Origin of the sequence: Klebsiella sp. ME-303, assembly GCF_007910085.1 — a bacterium.
Taxonomy (GTDB): Bacteria; Pseudomonadota; Gammaproteobacteria; order Enterobacterales; family Enterobacteriaceae; genus Klebsiella; species Klebsiella michiganensis.
On record NZ_VOJB01000073.1, the window covers coordinates 79,231 to 97,338 of the forward strand.

The following is an 18,108-nucleotide window of genomic DNA, read 5'->3' on the forward strand; positions in this document are numbered from 1 at the left end:
GATTAAGACTCCAGGGCAATCCAGATAGTTTTCAGTTCAGTGAATTTTTCCAGCGCGTGCAGGGACTTATCGCGTCCGTTGCCGCTCTGCTTATAGCCGCCGAAGGGCACGGTCATATCGCCATCGTTGTAGTTGTTCACAAAGACGGAGCCGGCTTTCAGACGGCGGCTGACGCGGTGAGCGCGGGAGAGATCGCGGGTCCAGACCGCCGCGCCGAGGCCGTAGCGGCTGTCGTTGGCCAGCGCCAGCGCCTGCTCTTCGGTTTTAAAGCGGGTCACCACCAGCACCGGGCCGAAGATCTCCTCCTGGCTGAGGGCGGAGGCGGGGTCGACGTCGACGAAGATGGTCGGGCCGACCGCCGCGGGCCACGGATTTTTACGTCCATCCAGCAGCAGCGTGCTGTGCGCTTCGCCGGCGCGAATAAAGCTGTGGACGCTATCGGCGTGGCTGTTGTCGATCAGCATGCCCATGGTGGTATTCGGGTCGAGCGGATTGCCAGGCTGCCAGCCCTTTGCCTGCTCTTTTAGCAGGTCGAGAAAGCGGTCGGCGATGCTCTCCTCAAGCAGCAGACGGGTACCGGCGATACAGACCTGGCCCTGATTGTAGAAAATACCGCCGGCGGTGGCGTTAACCGCTTTTTGCAGGTCCGGGCAGTCGGCAAAGACGATATTGGCGCTTTTACCGCCCGCCTCCAGCCAGACGCGCTTCATATTACTGTCGCCCGCGTCTTTCAGCAGCTGTTTACCGGTGCGGGTGGAGCCGGTAAAGGTGATGACTTCAACGTCATGATGCTGCGCCAGCGCCTGACCGGCCTCATGGCCGAAACCGCTCACCACGTTGAATACGCCGTCCGGCAGCCCGGCCTGTTTCGCCAGGCCCGCCAGGCGCAGAGCGGTAAGCGGGGATTTTTCCGACGGCTTAAGCACCACGCTGTTGCCGGACGCCAGCGCCGGGCCAAGCTTCCAGCAGGCCAGCAGCAGCGGAAAATTCCACGGCACAACCGCCGCAATCACGCCAATCGGTTCGCGGACGATCATGGCCAGCTCGTTGCCGCCGGTGGGGGCGACTTCGCCGTACACTTTATCGATGGCTTCGGCGTACCAGCGGATCGCGCGGGCGGCGCCGGGGACATCGTCGCGCAGGCTGTGGCGAATCGGTTTACCGGTGTCGAGGGTTTCCAGCAGCGCCAGCTCTTCGCGGTGGGCTTCCATCAGGTCGGCGAATTTATGCAGCACCGCTTTGCGCTGGGCAGGGGAGGCCTGCGACCAGTCGCCGCGATCGAAGACGCCGCGGGCGGCCTGGACCGCGCGATCGACGTCGGCCTTTTTGCCGCGCGCGACCTCGGCGAGCGTCTGCTGGGCGGTAGGGTCGACGGTGGCGAACACGCTATTATCGGCGGCGGCGCTGTATTCGCCGTTAATAAATAGCCGCGTTTCAATCGCGATATTGTTTGCTTTTTCTTGCCAGTAAGCCAGGTTGTGAAAATCCATCATGACTCCTTAATGACATAATCGGAAAAATAAAAAAGTGGTGATTTCAGATCCTCAGGGCGCAGGGCGTCCCCGGGGTTGAGTACCGTTTAAATTGCCCATTAACAGGCGTGAATTATCCGGGGCCAGCGGAATAAGTCTTTCCGCATTGCGCAAGGTGAACTGCGTTATCTTCGCGCCGCCGGAGTTCGCCTCCGGCGGCGCAGGCCTGAAGAAAGCCTGAGAAAACCTCAGGCGAAAAAATCAGAATGTGGTGGGGGTATGGGCGCTGATAATTCGGCAGATACCCGCCGAGGTGTTGCTGAAGCTATGCGGTATGCCGGTGTTAATGGCATAGCTTTGCCCAGCCACCAGATGATACGCCTGACCGTTGATGGTCAGCACGACTTCACCTTCCAGTATGGTGCCTATCTCCTCACCCTGATGCTTGATCCTCTCCCCGGTTGTGGTTCCAGGCTGGTACGTTTCAAAAATCATCGCCAGCGTGCGGTTCGGATTGCCATTATGAACCAGCTTCATCGACACCCCCTGACTGCCGATTTCAATCAGATCGTCCTGATTGATAACCACCTGCGGTTCAGCCGGTTTTTCTGGTTCAGAAAAGAATTCCGAGAGCGACAGCCCGTAGACTTTCAGCAGCTTTTGCAGCGTACTGATTGCAGGACTGACTTTGTCCTGCTCTATGGTGCTGATGGCACTATGTGTTAACCCAGACAGTTCGGCGGCACGACGCTGTGAGAGACCCAGCTGTTGGCGGATCTCTGACAGACGTTTCCCTGGCGCCAGTCCGTCATCGCTCATATTTGCATTTCCTTAACGGTAGTGGTCAGCGCCGCCGCTTTTCAGCATGATGGCCCTGACAGGCGGTGATAAAACCATCAAACAACATACGCGACAGGGCGTATTCGCTACTGTTCCATTCTGGATGCCACTGTACGCCCAGCGCGAAAGGATGATCGTTCACGCTGACCGCTTCCACCAGTCCATCCGGCGCTCGCGCCTCCACGCGCAGCTGCGGACTGAGGGTTTTTGCCCCTTGCCCATGTAGCGAGTTTACCCAAAACGTGTTGCAGCCCGGTATCAATTGCGACAGCAATCCTCCTTCCTGAACCTCAACCTGATGGGACGGCGCATACTGCTGCTCGACGGGCAGTTCAGGATCTTCGCGATGTTCAAGGAGCTCAGGCTGCTCGAACAGACGACGATACAGAGTCCCGCCGGTGGCGACAACCAGTTCCTGCAGTCCACGACAGATGGCGAAAATGGGGATGCGCCTTTCGAGCGCGGCGTTAATCAGCGCCATGCTCAGAAGATCACGCCCGGGGTCGGCGTCAGGCTCATCGCCGTTTTCACCATAAAGGTGCGGCTGCACATTGCTGGGGCTGCCTGGCAGGTAGATCCCGTCCAGTTTATCAACGACCGCGTTCAGTAGCTCCGGCTCCGCCAGCGCATGCGGCAGGGCAATCGGCAGTCCGCCGGCGTTCACAATTGCATTCAGGTACTTTTCTTGCAAGGTCTGGGTCTGGTGACCCTTAAGCCTGTTTCTACACATCACGACGCCAATAACTGGCTTGTACATTATATTTTCCATGATCGCCCTCACAAAGTGGACTAAATTATGACCGCTATAGCGGGTTTAACGGCCATATCGTTCAATATTTTCTCAATCTAGCAGTGGAAATAGCCCTTTGCAAACTTAATTTAACATTTGACAAACAATTTATTTGCATACACAGTCGATGGGGTGGACATTATATTTAANAGTCGCTGTTTTTCAGCAATATAGCTCTGACAGGCGGTGATAAAACCTTCAAACAACATTCGCGACAGGGCGTATTCGCTACTGTTCCATTCAGGATGCCACTGCACGCCGAGGGCGAAAGGGTGGTCGTTAACGCTGACCGCTTCCACCAGCCCGTCCGGAGAACGCGCCTCCACGCGCAGCCGTGGACCCGTCGTTTTTGCTCCCTGCCCGTGTAACGAGTTTACCCAAAACGTGTTGCAGCCCGGTATTAACTGAGAAAGTAATCCTCCTTGCTGAACCTGAACTTCATGCGAGGGCGCATATTGCTGCTCGACGGGAAGTTCGGGGTCTTCGCGGTGTTCAAGAAGCTCAGGCTGCTCGAACAGACGACGATACAGAGTCCCGCCGGTGGCGACAACCAGTTCCTGTAGTCCACGGCAGATGGCGAAAATGGGGATGCGCCTTTCGAGCGCGGCGTCGATCAGCGCCATGCTCAGAAGATCACGCCCGGGATCGGCGTCAGGCTCATCGCCGTTTTCACCATAGAGGTGCGGCTGTACGTTGCTCGGGCTGCCGGGCAGATAAATGCCGTCCAGTTTCGGCAGTAGCGCAGAAAGCAGTTCCGGCTCGGCCAGCGCGTGCGGCAGGGCAATCGGCACGCCGCCGGCGTGAACAATCGCGTTCAGGTACTTCTCTTGCAGAGTCTGGGTCTGGTGACCCTTAAGCCTGTTTCGACACATCACCACGCCAATAACTGGCTTGTACATTATATTTTCCATGATCGCCCTCACAAAGTGGACTAAATTATGACCGGATTAGCGGGTAAAACGGCCATTTCGTTCAATATTTTCTCAATCTAGCAGCGGATATAGCCCTTTGCAAACTTAATTTAACATTTGACAAACAATTTGTTTGCATACACATTCGAAGGGTGGACATTATATTTAACAGTGCCATTCAGGGTCCGAAACTAAAACAACGGCGGTGAATCATGGAAACCAATATCGTAGAAGTTGAGAATTTTGTTCAGCAGTCGGAAGAGAGACGGGTCAGCGCATTCACCTGGGAAGTGAAGCGCTACCTCGAGCGTTACCCCAATACGCAATACGTTGATGTGCTGCTAACCGACCTGAACGGCTGCTTCCGCGGTAAGCGGATCCCGGTGTCCAGCCTGAGCAAGCTGGAGAAGGGGTGCTATTTCCCGGCTTCGGTGTTTGCGATGGATATTCTCGGCAACGTGGTGGAAGAGGCGGGGCTCGGCCAGGAGATGGGCGAACCGGACCGCACCTGCGTGCCGGTGCTGGGAACCTTAACCCCGTCGGCGGCGGACCCGGAATACATTGGTCAGGTTCTGCTGACCATGGTTGATGAAGATGGCGCTCCCTTTGACGTTGAGCCGCGGAACGTGCTGAACCGGCTCTGGCAGCAGCTGCGCCAGCGCGGGCTGTTCCCCGTGGTAGCGGTAGAGCTGGAGTTCTATTTACTTGACCGCAAGCGCGACGCGGAAGGTTACCTGCAGCCGCCGTGCGCGCCGGGAACCGGCGATCGCAATACCCAAAGCCAGGTTTACTCCGTCGACAACCTCAACCACTTTGCCGACGTGCTTAACGAAATCGATGAGATCGCCCAGCTCCAGCTGATCCCCGCCGACGGCGCGGTGGCGGAAGCCTCTCCCGGCCAGTTTGAAATCAACCTCCACCATACCGATAACGTGCTCGACGCCTGCGATGATGCGCTGGCGTTAAAACGTCTCGTGCGTTTGATGGCGGAGAAGCATAAGATGCACGCCACTTTTATGGCGAAACCCTATGAAGAGCACGCCGGTAGCGGGATGCATATCCATATCAGCATGCAGAACAACAAAGGCGAGAACGTGCTGGCGGACGCGGACGGCGAAGATTCCGCGATGTTAAAACGCGCGCTCGCCGGGATGATTGACCTGATGCCGGCGTCGATGGCGCTGCTGGCGCCGAACGTGAACTCGTATCGTCGTTTCCAGCCGGGAATGTACGTGCCGACCCAGGCGTCGTGGGGGCACAACAACCGGACGGTGGCGCTGCGCATTCCGTGCGGCGATCGGCACAATCACCGCGTCGAGTATCGCGTGGCCGGGGCGGACGCCAACCCGTATCTGGTGATGGCGGCGATTTTTGCCGGCATCCTCCACGGTCTGGATAATCCGCTGCCGTTACAGGAAGAGGTGGAGGGCAACGGCCTCGAGCAGGAGGGGCTGCCGTTCCCGATTCGCCAGAGCGATGCGCTGTGGGAGTTTATGCAAAACGATCATCTGCGCGAGCGGCTTGGCGAACGCTTCTGCCACGTTTATCACGCCTGTAAAAATGACGAATTACTGCAGTTTGAGCGTCTGATCACAGAAACTGAAATCGAGTGGATGTTGAAAAACGCCTGATTTTCGCCCCGCGAGGGGCGCTTTAGCATTATCACGAGTAGCATCATGCGGCCTGAGCGGAGCCTGGTCGGACGTTTTTGCTGGGAGCCCAGCCATTCCCGGATGTCGCGTTAAGGAGCGCAGGCGGCAACGGGGCTTCAGTTAACGACACAGTGTGTAACGAGGTAGGAAATGATGCAGATGTTTAAATATCCGCAGGGAGAAGGGGGCCGTCATGGCCGCATGGAATGCGTCGCCACCGCCGCTCGTCGGTTCTTTTTACCTTTTGATTTGCCATTAACCCCGTTGCGAAGCAGGTTGGTTTCCCGGTCTCTACGACCGCAAACCCAGGTGTGCAGCGGGGGAAATGGCTATGTCTATTAATCCCTCTCTCGATAACGCCTCCGGGGCGGAAAAACCGCGCCTGCGCAAGTCTCTCAAGCTGTGGCAGGTGGTGATGATGGGCCTCGCCTATCTGACGCCGATGACGGTTTTCGATACTTTCGGCATCGTCTCCGGCATCAGCAACGGCCACGTCCCGGCGTCCTATCTGCTGGCGCTGGCCGGGGTGCTGTTTACCGCCATCAGCTACGGCAAGCTGGTGCGCCAGTTTCCGCAGGCGGGTTCGGCCTATACCTATGCGCAGAAGTCGATCAGCCCGCACGTCGGTTTTATGGTGGGCTGGTCATCGCTGCTGGATTATCTATTCCTGCCGATGATCAACGTGCTGCTGGCGAAGATTTATCTTTCCGCGCTGTTTCCGGACGTGCCGCCCTGGGTGTGGGTGGTGACGTTTGTGGCTATTCTCACCGCGGCGAACCTGAAAAGCGTCAACCTGGTGGCGAACTTCAACACCCTGTTCGTGCTGGTGCAGATCTCGATTATGGTGGTCTTTATCGTGCTGGTGGTGCAGGGGTTGCATAAAGGGGAAGGGGTGGGCACCGTCTGGTCGCTCCAGCCGTTTATTAGCCAGAATGCGCACCTGATCCCGATCATTACCGGGGCGACGATAGTCTGCTTTTCGTTCCTCGGTTTCGATGCGGTGACCACTCTTTCCGAAGAGACGCCGGACGCCGCGCGGGTGATCCCGAAGGCCATCTTCCTTACTGCGGTCTACGGTGGGGTGATTTTTATCGCCGCCTCGTTTTTTATGCAGCTCTTTTTCCCCGATATTAGCCGTTTTAAAGACCCGGACGCGGCGCTACCGGAGATCGCCCTCTACGTTGGCGGCAAGCTGTTCCAGTCGATTTTCCTGTGCACGACGTTTGTGAATACCCTGGCCTCAGGCCTGGCTTCGCACGCCAGCGTGTCACGGCTGCTGTACGTCATGGGCCGCGATAACGTTTTCCCGGAGCGCATTTTCGGCTACGTCCATCCGAAATGGCGTACCCCGGCGCTGAACGTGATCATGGTGGGGATTGTCGCGCTGTCGGCGCTGTTCTTTGACCTGGTCACCGCCACGGCGCTGATTAACTTTGGCGCGCTGGTGGCGTTTACCTTCGTTAACCTGTCGGTATTTAACCACTTCTGGCGGCGTAAAGGTTTTAACAAAACCTGGAAAGATCGCTTTCACTATCTGCTTTTGCCGATGGTGGGCGCGCTAACGGTGGGCGTACTGTGGATTAACCTGGAGGCGACCTCGCTGACGCTGGGTCTGATATGGGCGGGCCTCGGGCTGCTGTATCTGACGTATCTGACCCGCCGCTTCCGCAAGCCGCCGCCGCAGTTTGACGGCGCCAAAGCGGAACAGGCCTGGGAATCGTAACGATTTTTTACGCCGACACAAAGGCAGGCGATTGAGCCTGCCTTCTTTTTTGTCATTCTCGTTTGAAATCAGGCGCTCGGGAGGAGATAGCAGGGGCAGAAGGTAAGAATAGTGAGGACGTATTATTTCTTTTTCTTATGAGTTGGCAGCTGTGCAGAGCGCCGATCCTTCACATAGGAGACCAGGCTGAAGATGGCTACTCCCAGCAAAACCACCGCGACGATAAAGAGCAGGATACCTGACATAGATTAACCTAATGTTATGTTTAACATGAAGAAAAAATACCGTGATATCGAGATAATAGCATCGGGATATTTCTTAAAGATGACCCGATGAATCAGACGAAAATAGACTGCCAGCAATACACTGAAATTATTATTTACATGAATAAATGTGAAGAGTAAAGCAAAGGCGTGGTGAAAAAATGAACGGGTTACACTCGTTTAAGCGAATTTACAGACGAGAGTCCCACAGGCTGCTACCCTTGGCCCGCTTAAATAGGGTTGAGAGTAATAAATGTTTAACAAGCATATCATCGGTCTTATTGGGCCGTTGTTGATTCTGACTTCATTGCATAGCCTGGCTGACGCCGGGCATCCGTCAATTCGTGAACGTATTGTCGAGCAGGTGTTAAAACCCTGCGAAGGAAAAAAAGCCGGCGATAAAGTGCAGATCGTCGACCATCGCGGCGGCAAGCATGCGGCTATCTGCACGCTGGCGGCGGTACCGCTACCGGAGTAACGCCCTCCCTCTGATTTCAGCCTCCCTTCGTTCTGGCGGAAAGCGTATTTCTTTCCGCACTTTGCGAGCCATTGCCCGGAAAAATGTCATAAATTTGTCACAATTAAGGCGATGATAATCACTGACTGAGGATTAAGGGATGAGAAAAAGTCTACTCGCTGCCGCCGTGACCGGCGTTATTTTACTCTCCGCCGGCGTCCAGGCGCAGGAACAGGCGGCACCGGAAGGGTACCAGCTTCAGCAGGTGCTGATCATGAGCCGCCATAACCTGCGCGCGCCGCTGGCGAACAACGGCAGCGTGCTGGAGCAATCAACGCCGAAGTCCTGGCCTGAGTGGGATGTCCCCGGCGGCCAGCTGACCACCAAGGGCGGGGTGCTGGAAGTGTATATGGGGCACTATATGCGCGAATGGCTGGCGCAGCAGGGGCTGGTGACCAGCGGCGAATGCCCGCCGGAGAACGCGGTCTACGCCTATGCCAATAGCCTGCAGCGCACCGTCGCCACCGCGCAGTTCTTTATCACCGGCGCGTTTCCCGGCTGCGGCGTGACCGTGCACCATCAGGAAAAAATGGGCACCATGGACCCGACGTTTAATCCGGTGATCGTCGACGATTCCGCCGCGTTTAGCGAAAAGGCGGTGCAGGCGATGGAGAAAGAGCGGCAGGGGATGCAGCTGAGCGAAAGCTATAAGCTGCTGGAGGAGATGACCGACTACCGTAACTCCCCGTCCTGCAAAGAGAAGCAGCAGTGCTCGCTGAGCGACGCGAAAGACACCTTTAGCGCCAAATATCAGCAGGAGCCGGGCGTTTCCGGGCCGCTTAAAGTCGGCAACTCGCTGGTTGACGCCTTTACGCTGCAATATTACGAAGGTTTCCCGAAAGACCAGGTGGCGTGGGGCGAAATCGCCAGCGATAAGCAGTGGCAGGTGCTGTCGAAGCTGAAAAACGGCTATCAGGACAGTCTCTTCACCTCGCCGGAAGTGGCGCGCAACGTGGCTAAACCGCTGGTGAAATATATCGATAACGCGCTGGTGGGCGACGCGGCGAAAGCGGCGAAAGTCACGCTGCTGGTGGGGCACGATTCCAATATCGCCTCGCTGCTGACGGCGCTGGATTTTAAACCTTATCAGCTGCACAACCAGTACGAACGTACGCCCATCGGCGGCAAGCTGGTGTTCCAGCGCTGGCATGATAAGAGCGGCCATCGCGACTTGATGAAGATTGAGTACGTGTATCAAAGTACCGAACAGCTGCGCAATGCCGATGCGCTGACCCTGCAATCGCCGCCGCAGCGGGTGACGCTGGCGCTAAACGGTTGTCCGGTCGATGACAACGGCTTCTGTCCGATGGACACCTTTAAAAAAGCGATGGCCGAGGCCACGAAGTAGCAGAGTATAAAAAACCCGGAGCAATCCGGGTCTTGCTGCCGATGTTTAGCCTGGTCTTGTAGCCCGAACAGGCGCAACGCCCCGCCTCCGGGAAGCTCATGCAAGAACTCCCGGAGGCGGTACTGCGTACCTGTCCCGGCTACACGTTCTTGCGTTCGATAGTTTGTTCGCCCCAGAACAGGGAGTCTTTGTCGGTTTTGGCGAAGGCGAGGGGCAGGACTTCATCGCTGCCTTCTTCCCAGATTTTCTCCGCCAGCTTTTCATCGTAATTGGCTAATTCAAAAATCGCCTCGGCAATTTCGGGAGACGTATTGCGCAGACTGGCCCATTCACCCACGCGGTGGGCCTTTGTTTCTTGATTCGGCATGCTTGTCCTCCTGCTGAAGATTAACCGTGTAATTTCACTGCCAGACCCGCAACGTGTTGCCCCTGATAGCGGGCAATGGCTAATTCTTCTTCACTTGGCTGGCGTGAGCCGTCGCCGCCGGCAATGGTGGTGGCGCCGTAAGGCGTGCCGCCGCGAACCTGCGAGACATCAAACAGCTCCTGGGCGCCGTAGCCAATCGGTACAATAATCATCCCGTGGTGGGCAAGCGTGGTCCAGGTTGAGGTGATGGTTTGCTCCTGACCGCCGCCGGTACCGGTTGAGCTGAATACGCTGGCCAGTTTGCCGTACAGCGCTCCGGACGCCCACAGGCCGCCGGTCTGATCGAGAAAGGTGCGCATCTGTCCGGACATATTGCCGAAACGGGTTGGGGTACCAAAGATGATGGCGTCGTACTCAGCCAGCTCCTGCGGCGTGGCGACGGGCGCGTTTTGCGTTTTCCCGCCTGCTTTGGCAAAAACCTCTGCCTGCATGGTTTCCGGCACGCGCTTCACGACCACTTCAACGCCATCTACCTTGTTTGCTCCTTCGGCGACGGCATGCGCCATGGTCTCAATGTGTCCGTACATGGAATAATAAAGCACCAGAATCTTAGCCATTTGCATCACTCCTCGGTTGCGTTATGAGCCAGCCAGTCGACTGGCTACCTTTAAAGATAAGACCTCTGGCGAAGAGTGCAAATGCAACAATCATTTATTTGATTTATAACAACATTGCTAACATTCAGGGCTGTTGCAAAAAGATACATCTTCAGCGGCGCTATTTTAGGCTGTCATAAGAGTCGCTTAGCGCGCGTCCGGCGCAATAGCGGCAGTTTTTATACAAAATCTATTTCAGAATGTGACGATATCCACCCGGCACGGCTTTCCTTCGCTAACCTTAAAAGCACGTGATACGCAACCCGTATCGCGGAGGCCAGAGCCTCGTGTTTCACCTAATGCAGCATGATGTCTAACCTAAATGGAGGTCAGTAATGGCAAACCATCGTGGCGGTGCTGGCAACTTTGCCGAAGACCGTGAAAGAGCATCAGAAGCAGGTCGTAAAGGTGGCCAGCATAGCGGGGGGAACTTTAAAAACGATCCTCAACGCGCTTCCGAAGCGGGCAAGAAAGGGGGCAAAAACAGTCATGGTAGCCGCGAAAGCTAGCGCGCCGGATTGTTGCTGATGGGGGTTAATCTCCCGGGCCCGACCCCATCACCCTCGCCGCCGACGTCACGTCGGCGGTTTTTTTTCCGCTTTGCAGGTTCCGCTAAGCGGGAGGAACGCCCGGCTCGCGGCGTAAACGCCTTAGCCGGGCTACGGGGTGACGCTGTTTTGTAGCCCCGGTAAGCGCAGCGCGACCGGGGATTTCCCGGTACGGGTCTGCTGGCGTTGCACGCTTTCATACCGGGGTGACGTTGGTTTGCCCGGCCTCACGCGGACGGCGGTTAAGCAGAGCGTGGAGCAGGATCGCGCCGAAGGTGGCCGTCCCGATGCCGCCGAGGGTAAAGCCGCCGAGCGAAAGCGCGAAGTCGCCCGCCCCCAGCACCAGCGTCACCGCTACCATAATCAGATTTGCGTTCTGGCTCAAATCCACGCGGTTCTGCACCCAAATTCGCGCGCCCGCGACGGCAATCAGGCCGAACACCACAATCGATGCGCCGCCGATCACCGGTCCCGGAATGGTATGGATCAGCGCGCCAAATTTCGGTGAAAACCCAAGCAGCATCGCAATCAGCGCCGCCGCGACGAACACCAGCGTCGAGTATACTTTGGTGACCGCCATCACGCCGATATTCTCCGCGTAGGTGGTCACGCCGCTGCCGCCAACCGAGCCGGAGAGCATCGTTGCCAGTCCGTCGCCGACGAACGCGCGGCCCATATACGGGTCCATATTGCGCCCGGTCATCCCGGCAACCGCCTTCAGGTGGCCGAGGTTTTCCGCCACCAGAATCACCGCCACGGGAGCGATCAGCATCATTGCCTGGCCGTTAAAGGTCGGGGCGGTCATCTGCGGCAAACCGAACCACGCCGCCTGCTCAAGCAGGCTAAAATCCAGCGGCTTGCCCAGCCCGAGGCCGTTGGCCAGCAATGCGTACAGCGCGCAGGCGATAATCAGCCCGACGAGGATCAGCAGCCGCTGCAGCATCCCGCGGGTAAACACCGCGACCAGGCCGATGCACAGCACCGTCAGCACCGCCATCCAGCCGTCGAACGGCGTTGCTGATACGCTGCGTACCGCGATGGGCGCGAGGTTAAGGCCTATCGCCATGACCACCGCGCCGGTGACTACCGGCGGCATCAGCCGCTCAATCCAGCGGGTACCGATTTTCATCACCACCAGGCCAATCAGGGTATAAACCAGCCCGCAGAGGATAATGCCGCCCAGCGCGACGCTAAGATGCGGGTTAAGCCCCTGGCCGTTGAAGCCGGTAACGGCGATGACCACGCCGACAAAGGCAGCGCTGGAGCCAAGGTAGCTCGGCACGCGCCCGCCGGTAACCAAAAAGAACAGCAGGGTGCCGATGCCGGACATCAGGATCGACAGATTGGGATCCAGCCCCATCAGGATTGGCATCAGGACGGTCGCGCCAAACATCGCCACCGCGTGCTGAACGCCCATCACCACGGTTTGCCCGACCGACAGACGTTCATCGGGGGCCACGACGCCGGACGCGGCGGAGGGGGAGGTTAACTGCCAGCGAGGAAAATCGAAGAGAGCCATGATGAGATCCTGGGTTTAGGGTTAACAGGCTGGACGCATCAGCGTGTGGTAGCCGCGGTCGAACCACATCAGTCCGCGCGGTTCCGGATGGCGTACAATCGCCGCCACTTCGCAAAACAGGATGTCGTGAGTTCCGACGCTGACGATCTGGCTGATGCGGCAGTCGAAGCTGACCAGCGCCGCTTCCAGACGCGGACAGCCGGTCGCGCCGGTTTGCCAGTCGGCGGCGGCGAAGCGCTCCGCCATCGGCGTTTTACCGCCGAAAAGGTTCGAGAGTCCTTCCTGACCGGCCGCCAGGGTATTAACGCACAGCGCCTGGTGCTGGCTGAAGATCGGCCATACCGAGGCGGAACGATTCAGGCACACCAGCAGCGTGGGCGGCGCGTCGGTAACGCTGCAGACGGCGCTGGCGGTAAAGCCGGCGCGGCCTGCGGGACCATCGGTGGTGATGATGTTGACCGCCGCCCCGACGTGGGCCATGGCGTCGCGAAAGCTTTGTTTATCGGCAGTAGACATACGGGCTCCTTATGCCAGCTGGCAGGCATCATCAAAAGGCAGACGCGGCAGGCGAGCGTACAGCTTGCCGGGATCGCCGTAGCCGATATTAATCAGCAGGTTGCTTTTCCAGGCGCCGTCGGCAAAAAACGCCGCATCGACTTTTTCGCGGTCAAAGCCCGACATGGGGCCGGTGTCCAGACCCAGCGCGCGGCAGGCGAAAATCAGGTACGCCGCCTGCAATGAACCGTTGCGAAAGGCGGTCTCTTCCACCATCTGCGGGCTGGAGGTAAACCAGCTGCGGGCGTCGCCGTGAGGGAACAGCTCCGGCAGCCGGTCATAGAACGCGCTGTCCCAGGCGACGATAGCGGTGACCGGCGCCTGCAGGGTCTTCGCAACGTTGCCGCTCGACAGGGCCGGGCGCAGCTTCTCTTTGCCTTCCGGTGTGCGGATGAAAACGAAGCGCGCCGGGGAGCAGTTAGCGGAGGTCGGTCCCATTTTCAGCAAGGCGTAGATTTCACGCAGCTGCTCGTCGCTGACCGGCCTGTCCAGCCAGCCGTTGTGGGTTCGGGCCTCGGTAAACAGCGCGGCGCAGGCGGCCGGGCTAATGGCTTCGCTCATAGATTCTCCTGGGGGACGGGCAGCATCGCGGCCAGCCCGTCGCATAAAATAGGGTTAAAGGTGGCGGTATCGGTGACGTTGCAGGCGTGGCCGCCCCAGGCCATTTCCGCCAGCTGGCTGCCGGGGATTGCCGCCTGCAGCACGCGGGAGCAGGAGGCCGGGACCAGCAGATCGTCAGCGGCGCTGATAATCAGCGTCGGGCAGGTTATCGCTGCCGCCCGCCGCGAAAAGTCGGCCTGCTTGAGGGCGTTCAGCCTTTTCAGTAAATTCTCTTTGCCCTGGAAATGGCTGATGGCGAGCGCGTCTTCGGCCTCCAGCCGCGGCAGGCGAGAGGCCATCCACTCCGCCGGATAGAGGAACAGCGGCTGCGCTTCTACCCACGCCTGCGCGCCGCCCGCGTGCAGCAGGCGTTCGCGCACCAGAAAGCAGCGGCGGGTATGCGGGGAGAGCGTCAGCCAGCCGTTCACCAGCACCAGGGCGCTTATCGCTTCGGGATGGTCCAGCGCCAGCTGCAGACCGATCAGCGCGCCCAGGGCGTGACCGACCAGCGCAAAACGCACAATCCCCGCCTCCTGCAGCGCCGCGTTAAGCTCCTGCGCCATGGCCGCCATGCTGTAGCCGACGGGCAGCGGGCCGCCGTTTTCACCGGTGCCTTTATGGTCATAGCTCACCAGCTGATAGTGCGGTTCGAGCGCCGCCCGCTGCGGTAGCCAGTAGCCGCCCGCGCCGCCGAGCCCGGCGCTCAGAACCACCACCGGCGCGCCCGGATAAGGTGCCGGGGAGACATTTAGCTTCATCATGCCGGCTTCCCGATATGCGCGACGGTGGCTATTTCCACCAGCGCATCGGGCTTCACCAGCCCGCACTGAATGCAGAAACGCGCCGGTTTGTCGCCGGGGAAGAACTCCGCGTAGACCTCATTAATCGCGGCGTAGTTTTTCCAGTCGGTGATAAAGATGCTGTTGAAGGTCACATCCGTCATACTGCCCCCCGCCGTCTCGATAACGCTCTTGATGGTTTCCAGCACGTGGCGGGTTTGCGCCTTTGGGTCGCCGATATAAACCACGTTGTTTTGCTTATCAAACGGCAGGGTGCCGGAGACGTAAACCACGCCGTCGGCCAGCGTGCCCGGGACAAACGGGGCGATAGGCGTGGTGGTGCCTGGCGGAATAATCACCTGTTTAGGCATAACGTTTCTCCTCGGAAAAGGCGCGCGGCGCGGCGGGCTCAAGGGCGGTACAGAAGCTGGCGACATCGCTGACCCAGCCAAAGAAGGTTTCGATATTGAACAGCGCCGCCTGCTGGGCGAACGCCGGACCGGCCTGATGGGTAGCGTCTTCCAGCACGATACCGAAATACTCGAGGAAGAAGCCGTCGCGCAGGGTCGATTCCACGCAGACGTTGGTGGCAATACCGGTAAAGATCAGATGGCGGATGCCGCGGCTGCGTAGAATGCTGTCGAGCGCGGTGTTAAAGAAGCCGCTGTAGCGCGGTTTCGGCAGCACGATATCGCCGGGCTGCGGCTTAAGCTGATCGACCAGCTGATAGTCCCAGCCGCCTTTCGCCAGCAGCTTGCCCTGCAGCTCCGGGTTCTTTCGCATGGTTTTCAGCGCGTTGGATTTATGAAAATTCGGCGAACCGGGGCCGCCGGCCTCCACGTACTGGTCGTCCCAGCCGTTCTGGAACCAGATAATCAGCATCCCGGCGGCGCGCGCGGCGGCCACGGCGACGTTGATATTGTCGATAACCGGGCGGGTGGCGGAAACGTCAAATCCGGCGAGGTCGAGATAGCCGCCCTGGCTGGCGTAGGCGTTCTGCATATCGACAACGATCAGCGCGCTCTGCTGCGGCGCAAAGGTCAGGGATTCCGGGCGAGCGGGCAGGGTAATCATCAGGCAACCTCTTGAGTCATGGTGGCGATATGGTCGCGGCAGCGCATCAGCGGCTGAATGCGCTGACCAAAGGCTTCGATACCGATAAGGAAATCATCAAACGTCAGCAGCACGCCGTCGGTGCCGGGGACCGCCGCCACTTCGTCGAGCATGCGGGCGACGCTGGCGTAAGAGCCGACAAGGGTGCCCATATTGATGTTGACCGCCGAGGTGGGATCGGCCATCTGGCGCACGTTGGTGTCGCTGCCGGAGCGGGTGTCTTTCTGGCTCTGTTCGGTGAGCCACGCCAGCGCTTCGTCATCGGCGCCGGCTTTGTAATGCTCCCATTTGGCGCGGGCCGCCTCGTCGGTTTCGTCGGCAATCACCATGAACAGGACGTAGGAACCGACGTCGCGGCCGGTTTTTTCCGCCGCCTCCATCATCCGCGCGGCGGTGGGGGCGAAGGCGGCAGGGGTGTTGACCCCTTTGCCGAAGCAGAAGTTGTAGTCAGCGTGCCGGGCGGAGAACGCCATACCGGCGTCGCTTTGCCCGGCGCAGATCACTTTCATCGGCTGCGACGGCTGCGGGCTGACGCGGCAGTCGTTCATGGTGAAGTAGTCGCCTTTAAAGTCGCTGCGCCCGGTTCCCCACAGGTCGCGCAGGACCTGGACATATTCGGTGAGATAGTCGTAGCGGCTGGCGAAGTAGTCGTCGCCCGGCCAGATGCCCATCTGCTCGTATTCCGGCTTTTGCCAGCCGGTGACCAGATTGACGCCAAAGCGGCCGCCGGAGATAGAGTCGATAGTCGAGGCCATGCGCGCGACGATCGCCGGGGGTAGCGTCAGCGTGGCGGCGGTGGCGTAGATCTGAATGCGCGAAGTGACGGCCGCCAGTCCGGCCATCAGGGTGAAGGACTCCAGATTATGATCCCAGAATTCGGTCTTGCCGCCGAAGCCGCGCAGTTTAATCATCGACAGCGCGAAATCGAAGCCGTAGTGTTCGGCTTTTTGCACGATGGCCTTATTGAGCTCAAACGTCGGCATGTACTGGGGAGCATGGGTGGAAATCAGCCAGCCGTTATTACCAATCGGAACGAAGACACCAATTTTCATACCTACCTCTCTGCATGTCGTTGAACAAGAAGGCGCGGCGCTGCATCCTGCATCTCCCTCAATCACCTCGCCTGAAAGATAAAGCAAAGGCGATGCCAGTTTTGCAAAGGCTAATGTTATTAAGGTGTTGCTGGATGGTTGCTGAAAATAGCAGCAATAAAAGTGGACTGAATGGTCAAAATCGGTGCACGAAAAAACCGCAGTCGTGCGCAATCAGGGTGCAGAGAGTCGTGTCGGCGCTGGGCTTTTGCTATGCTGATGGCGTGAAAAGAAGGAGATAACGAATGGCACAGGGCGGCGTGAAAAAGATCGGCAAACGCTCACAGGCGGTGAGCGCGAAAAAAGAGGCTATCCTGGCCGCCGCGCTGGACGCGTTCTCGCAGTTTGGTATCCACGGTACCCGGCTTGAGCAGGTCGCCGAACTGGCCGGGGTATCGAAAACGAACCTGCTCTACTACTACCCGTCGAAAGAGGCGCTGTATATTGCCGTGCTGCAGCAGATTCTGGCTATCTGGCTGGCGCCGCTAAAGGCCTTTCGCGAAGATATCAGCCCGCTGGTGGCCATCGGCGAATATATCCGCCTTAAGCTGGAGGTTTCCCGCGATCACCCGCAGGCGTCAAGGTTGTTCTGCCTGGAGATGCTGCAGGGCGCGCCGCTGCTGATGGGCGAGCTGACCGGCGATCTGAAAGCGCTGGTGGATGAAAAGTCGGCGATTATTTCCGGCTGGGTCGAGAGCGGCAGGCTGGCGCCGGTTGACCCGCAGCATCTGATCTTTATGATCTGGGCGACCACACAGCACTACGCCGATTTCGCCACTCAGGTTGAGGCGGTAACCGGCGCGACGCTGCGCGATGAGGCGTTTTTTCAGCAAACCGTCGATAACGTCCAGCGGATGATTATCGAAGGGATTCGCGTACGTTAATTGGCGGGCGGCAGCGGGCAGCTCTGATCGCCATCCTCGCACTGCAGCAGCGAGGCGAGGAACGATTCGCGCTCGACGGTTTTATCGGACATGCACTGGTTGATCAGCATCGGCTGTACGCTGCCGCCTTCAGCGCCGGAGGCGAGGAATTGACAGTCGGCGTCGCGCAGGGCAATCCACGACAGCTGCGCTTTTTTCAGCAACTCCTGCTGCTTGCCGGAGGCGCGCTTCAGCGCTTCCTGGTACGTTTCATTTAGTTTTTTGTCGTCAGCCTGGTACCGCTCGGCGGTGCACTGGTTCATTTCCGTTTGATTGCTGGCGTTGCTGCATTCGTCCGCCAGCGCATGGGTGCTTGCCAGCAGCGCGGCAAAAGCGAGTAAAGTGCGTTTCATTGGTCAACTCCCATAAAAAAAGCTCCCGTCCGGGAGCCTTAATTAACCACAGCCTGCGTCTGGTGTCATTAGCTGACGTTGTGCCGTC

The 18,108-nt window shown here is 58.5% G+C and carries 20 protein-coding genes and 1 pseudogene; 6 read left to right on the plus strand and 15 right to left on the minus strand.

Annotated elements, in window-relative coordinates; translation table 11 throughout:
* Positions 1-2 precede the first annotated feature (2 nt).
* The 4 genes and pseudogenes from puuC to puuD (FQK12_RS12395) form a co-directional block, all read right to left on the minus strand.
* Positions 3-1,490, minus strand: a complete 1,488-nt coding sequence (gene puuC, locus FQK12_RS12380) for an aldehyde dehydrogenase PuuC (protein WP_014228789.1) — start codon at positions 1,488-1,490, stop codon at positions 3-5.
* Positions 1,491-1,733: 243 nt separating this feature from the next.
* Positions 1,734-2,291 (minus strand): HTH-type transcriptional regulator PuuR, encoded by a 558-nt coding sequence (puuR, locus tag FQK12_RS12385; RefSeq protein ID WP_004849766.1) that lies wholly within the window; start codon positions 2,289-2,291, stop codon positions 1,734-1,736.
* 25 nt (positions 2,292-2,316) lie between these two features.
* Positions 2,317-3,069, minus strand: coding sequence for a gamma-glutamyl-gamma-aminobutyrate hydrolase (gene puuD / locus FQK12_RS12390; RefSeq protein ID WP_020802183.1), 753 nt, complete (start codon positions 3,067-3,069; stop codon positions 2,317-2,319).
* A 185-nt stretch (positions 3,070-3,254) separates the two neighbouring features.
* Positions 3,255-4,001 (minus strand): annotated as a pseudogene (puuD, locus tag FQK12_RS12395) (gamma-glutamyl-gamma-aminobutyrate hydrolase); the annotation flags it as partial.
* A 224-nt stretch (positions 4,002-4,225) separates the two neighbouring features.
* Here puuD (FQK12_RS12395) and puuA point away from each other — a divergent pair.
* Positions 4,226-5,644 carry a glutamate-putrescine ligase gene (puuA, locus tag FQK12_RS12400; RefSeq protein WP_004849770.1) on the plus strand — a complete coding sequence of 473 codons (1,419 nt, stop codon included), beginning with the start codon at positions 4,226-4,228 and terminating at the stop codon, positions 5,642-5,644.
* A 352-nt stretch (positions 5,645-5,996) separates the two neighbouring features.
* On the plus strand, positions 5,997-7,388 hold the full coding sequence (locus FQK12_RS12410; protein ID WP_014228791.1) for an APC family permease: 1,392 nt from the start codon (positions 5,997-5,999) through the stop codon (positions 7,386-7,388).
* A 122-nt stretch (positions 7,389-7,510) separates the two neighbouring features.
* Here the strand turns inward: FQK12_RS12410 and FQK12_RS12415 are convergent, their stop codons facing one another.
* Entirely contained in the window at positions 7,511-7,633 is a 123-nt protein-coding gene (locus FQK12_RS12415; protein WP_004849777.1) for a small membrane protein, read from the minus strand.
* A gap of 271 nt (positions 7,634-7,904) precedes the next feature.
* Between FQK12_RS12415 and FQK12_RS12420 the strand changes: the two genes are divergently transcribed.
* Together FQK12_RS12420 and agp are read left to right on the plus strand one after the other, a co-directional pair.
* On the plus strand, positions 7,905-8,129 hold the full coding sequence (locus FQK12_RS12420; protein WP_014228792.1) for a hypothetical protein: 225 nt from the start codon (positions 7,905-7,907) through the stop codon (positions 8,127-8,129).
* 139 nt (positions 8,130-8,268) lie between these two features.
* Positions 8,269-9,516 (plus strand): bifunctional glucose-1-phosphatase/inositol phosphatase, encoded by a 1,248-nt coding sequence (gene agp / locus FQK12_RS12425; RefSeq protein WP_014228793.1) that lies wholly within the window; start codon positions 8,269-8,271, stop codon positions 9,514-9,516.
* 139 nt (positions 9,517-9,655) lie between these two features.
* Here the strand turns inward: agp and FQK12_RS12430 are convergent, their stop codons facing one another.
* Both FQK12_RS12430 and wrbA read right to left on the minus strand, forming a co-directional pair.
* The gene (locus FQK12_RS12430; RefSeq protein ID WP_014228794.1) at positions 9,656-9,883 is read right to left on the minus strand and encodes a YccJ family protein; all 228 of its coding nucleotides are present in this window, start codon (positions 9,881-9,883) and stop codon (positions 9,656-9,658) included.
* Between the two features lie 20 nt (positions 9,884-9,903).
* Positions 9,904-10,500 (minus strand): NAD(P)H:quinone oxidoreductase, encoded by a 597-nt coding sequence (gene wrbA / locus FQK12_RS12435; protein WP_004100968.1) that lies wholly within the window; start codon positions 10,498-10,500, stop codon positions 9,904-9,906.
* Positions 10,501-10,874: 374 nt separating this feature from the next.
* On the opposite strand from wrbA, the gene FQK12_RS12440 reads away from it, so the two are divergent.
* Positions 10,875-11,048, plus strand: coding sequence for a general stress protein (locus FQK12_RS12440; protein ID WP_004131287.1), 174 nt, complete (start codon positions 10,875-10,877; stop codon positions 11,046-11,048).
* A 235-nt stretch (positions 11,049-11,283) separates the two neighbouring features.
* Here the strand turns inward: FQK12_RS12440 and rutG are convergent, their stop codons facing one another.
* The 7 genes from rutG to rutA are packed head-to-tail and all read right to left on the minus strand — an operon-like array spanning position 11,284 to position 16,705.
* The gene (rutG, locus tag FQK12_RS12450) at positions 11,284-12,606 is read right to left on the minus strand and encodes a pyrimidine utilization transport protein G (protein ID WP_009653397.1); all 1,323 of its coding nucleotides are present in this window, start codon (positions 12,604-12,606) and stop codon (positions 11,284-11,286) included.
* A 21-nt stretch (positions 12,607-12,627) separates the two neighbouring features.
* Positions 12,628-13,122 carry an NADH-dependent FMN reductase RutF gene (rutF, locus tag FQK12_RS12455; protein ID WP_014228795.1) on the minus strand — a complete coding sequence of 165 codons (495 nt, stop codon included), beginning with the start codon at positions 13,120-13,122 and terminating at the stop codon, positions 12,628-12,630.
* A 9-nt stretch (positions 13,123-13,131) separates the two neighbouring features.
* Entirely contained in the window at positions 13,132-13,722 is a 591-nt protein-coding gene (locus tag FQK12_RS12460) for a malonic semialdehyde reductase (protein ID WP_014228796.1), read from the minus strand.
* Complete coding sequence (gene rutD, locus FQK12_RS12465) at positions 13,719-14,522, minus strand: pyrimidine utilization protein D (protein WP_014228797.1); 804 nt, start codon at positions 14,520-14,522, stop codon at positions 13,719-13,721. Before rutD ends, FQK12_RS12460 begins: the two co-directional genes overlap by 4 nt.
* Positions 14,519-14,911: a pyrimidine utilization protein C gene (gene rutC, locus FQK12_RS12470; protein WP_014228798.1), complete on the minus strand. Its 393-nt coding sequence runs from the start codon at positions 14,909-14,911 to the stop codon at positions 14,519-14,521. Before rutC ends, rutD begins: the two co-directional genes overlap by 4 nt.
* Positions 14,904-15,614, minus strand: coding sequence for a pyrimidine utilization protein B (gene rutB, locus FQK12_RS12475; RefSeq protein ID WP_004849808.1), 711 nt, complete (start codon positions 15,612-15,614; stop codon positions 14,904-14,906). Before rutB ends, rutC begins: the two co-directional genes overlap by 8 nt.
* A complete protein-coding gene (gene rutA, locus FQK12_RS12480) occupies positions 15,614-16,705 on the minus strand; it encodes a pyrimidine utilization protein A (RefSeq protein ID WP_014228799.1) in 1,092 nt (363 codons plus the stop codon). The genes rutB and rutA overlap by 1 nt, the downstream gene beginning before the upstream one ends.
* 284 nt (positions 16,706-16,989) lie before the next feature.
* Here rutA and rutR point away from each other — a divergent pair, with 284 nt between their 5' ends.
* Positions 16,990-17,628 (plus strand): HTH-type transcriptional regulator RutR, encoded by a 639-nt coding sequence (rutR, locus tag FQK12_RS12485; RefSeq protein ID WP_004849813.1) that lies wholly within the window; start codon positions 16,990-16,992, stop codon positions 17,626-17,628.
* On the opposite strand, the gene FQK12_RS12490 is transcribed toward rutR, so the two are convergent.
* Entirely contained in the window at positions 17,625-18,020 is a 396-nt protein-coding gene (locus tag FQK12_RS12490; RefSeq protein WP_014228800.1) for a lysozyme inhibitor LprI family protein, read from the minus strand. The two genes, rutR and FQK12_RS12490, sit on opposite strands and share 4 nt — an antisense overlap.
* Between the last annotated feature and the right edge of the window lie 88 nt (positions 18,021-18,108).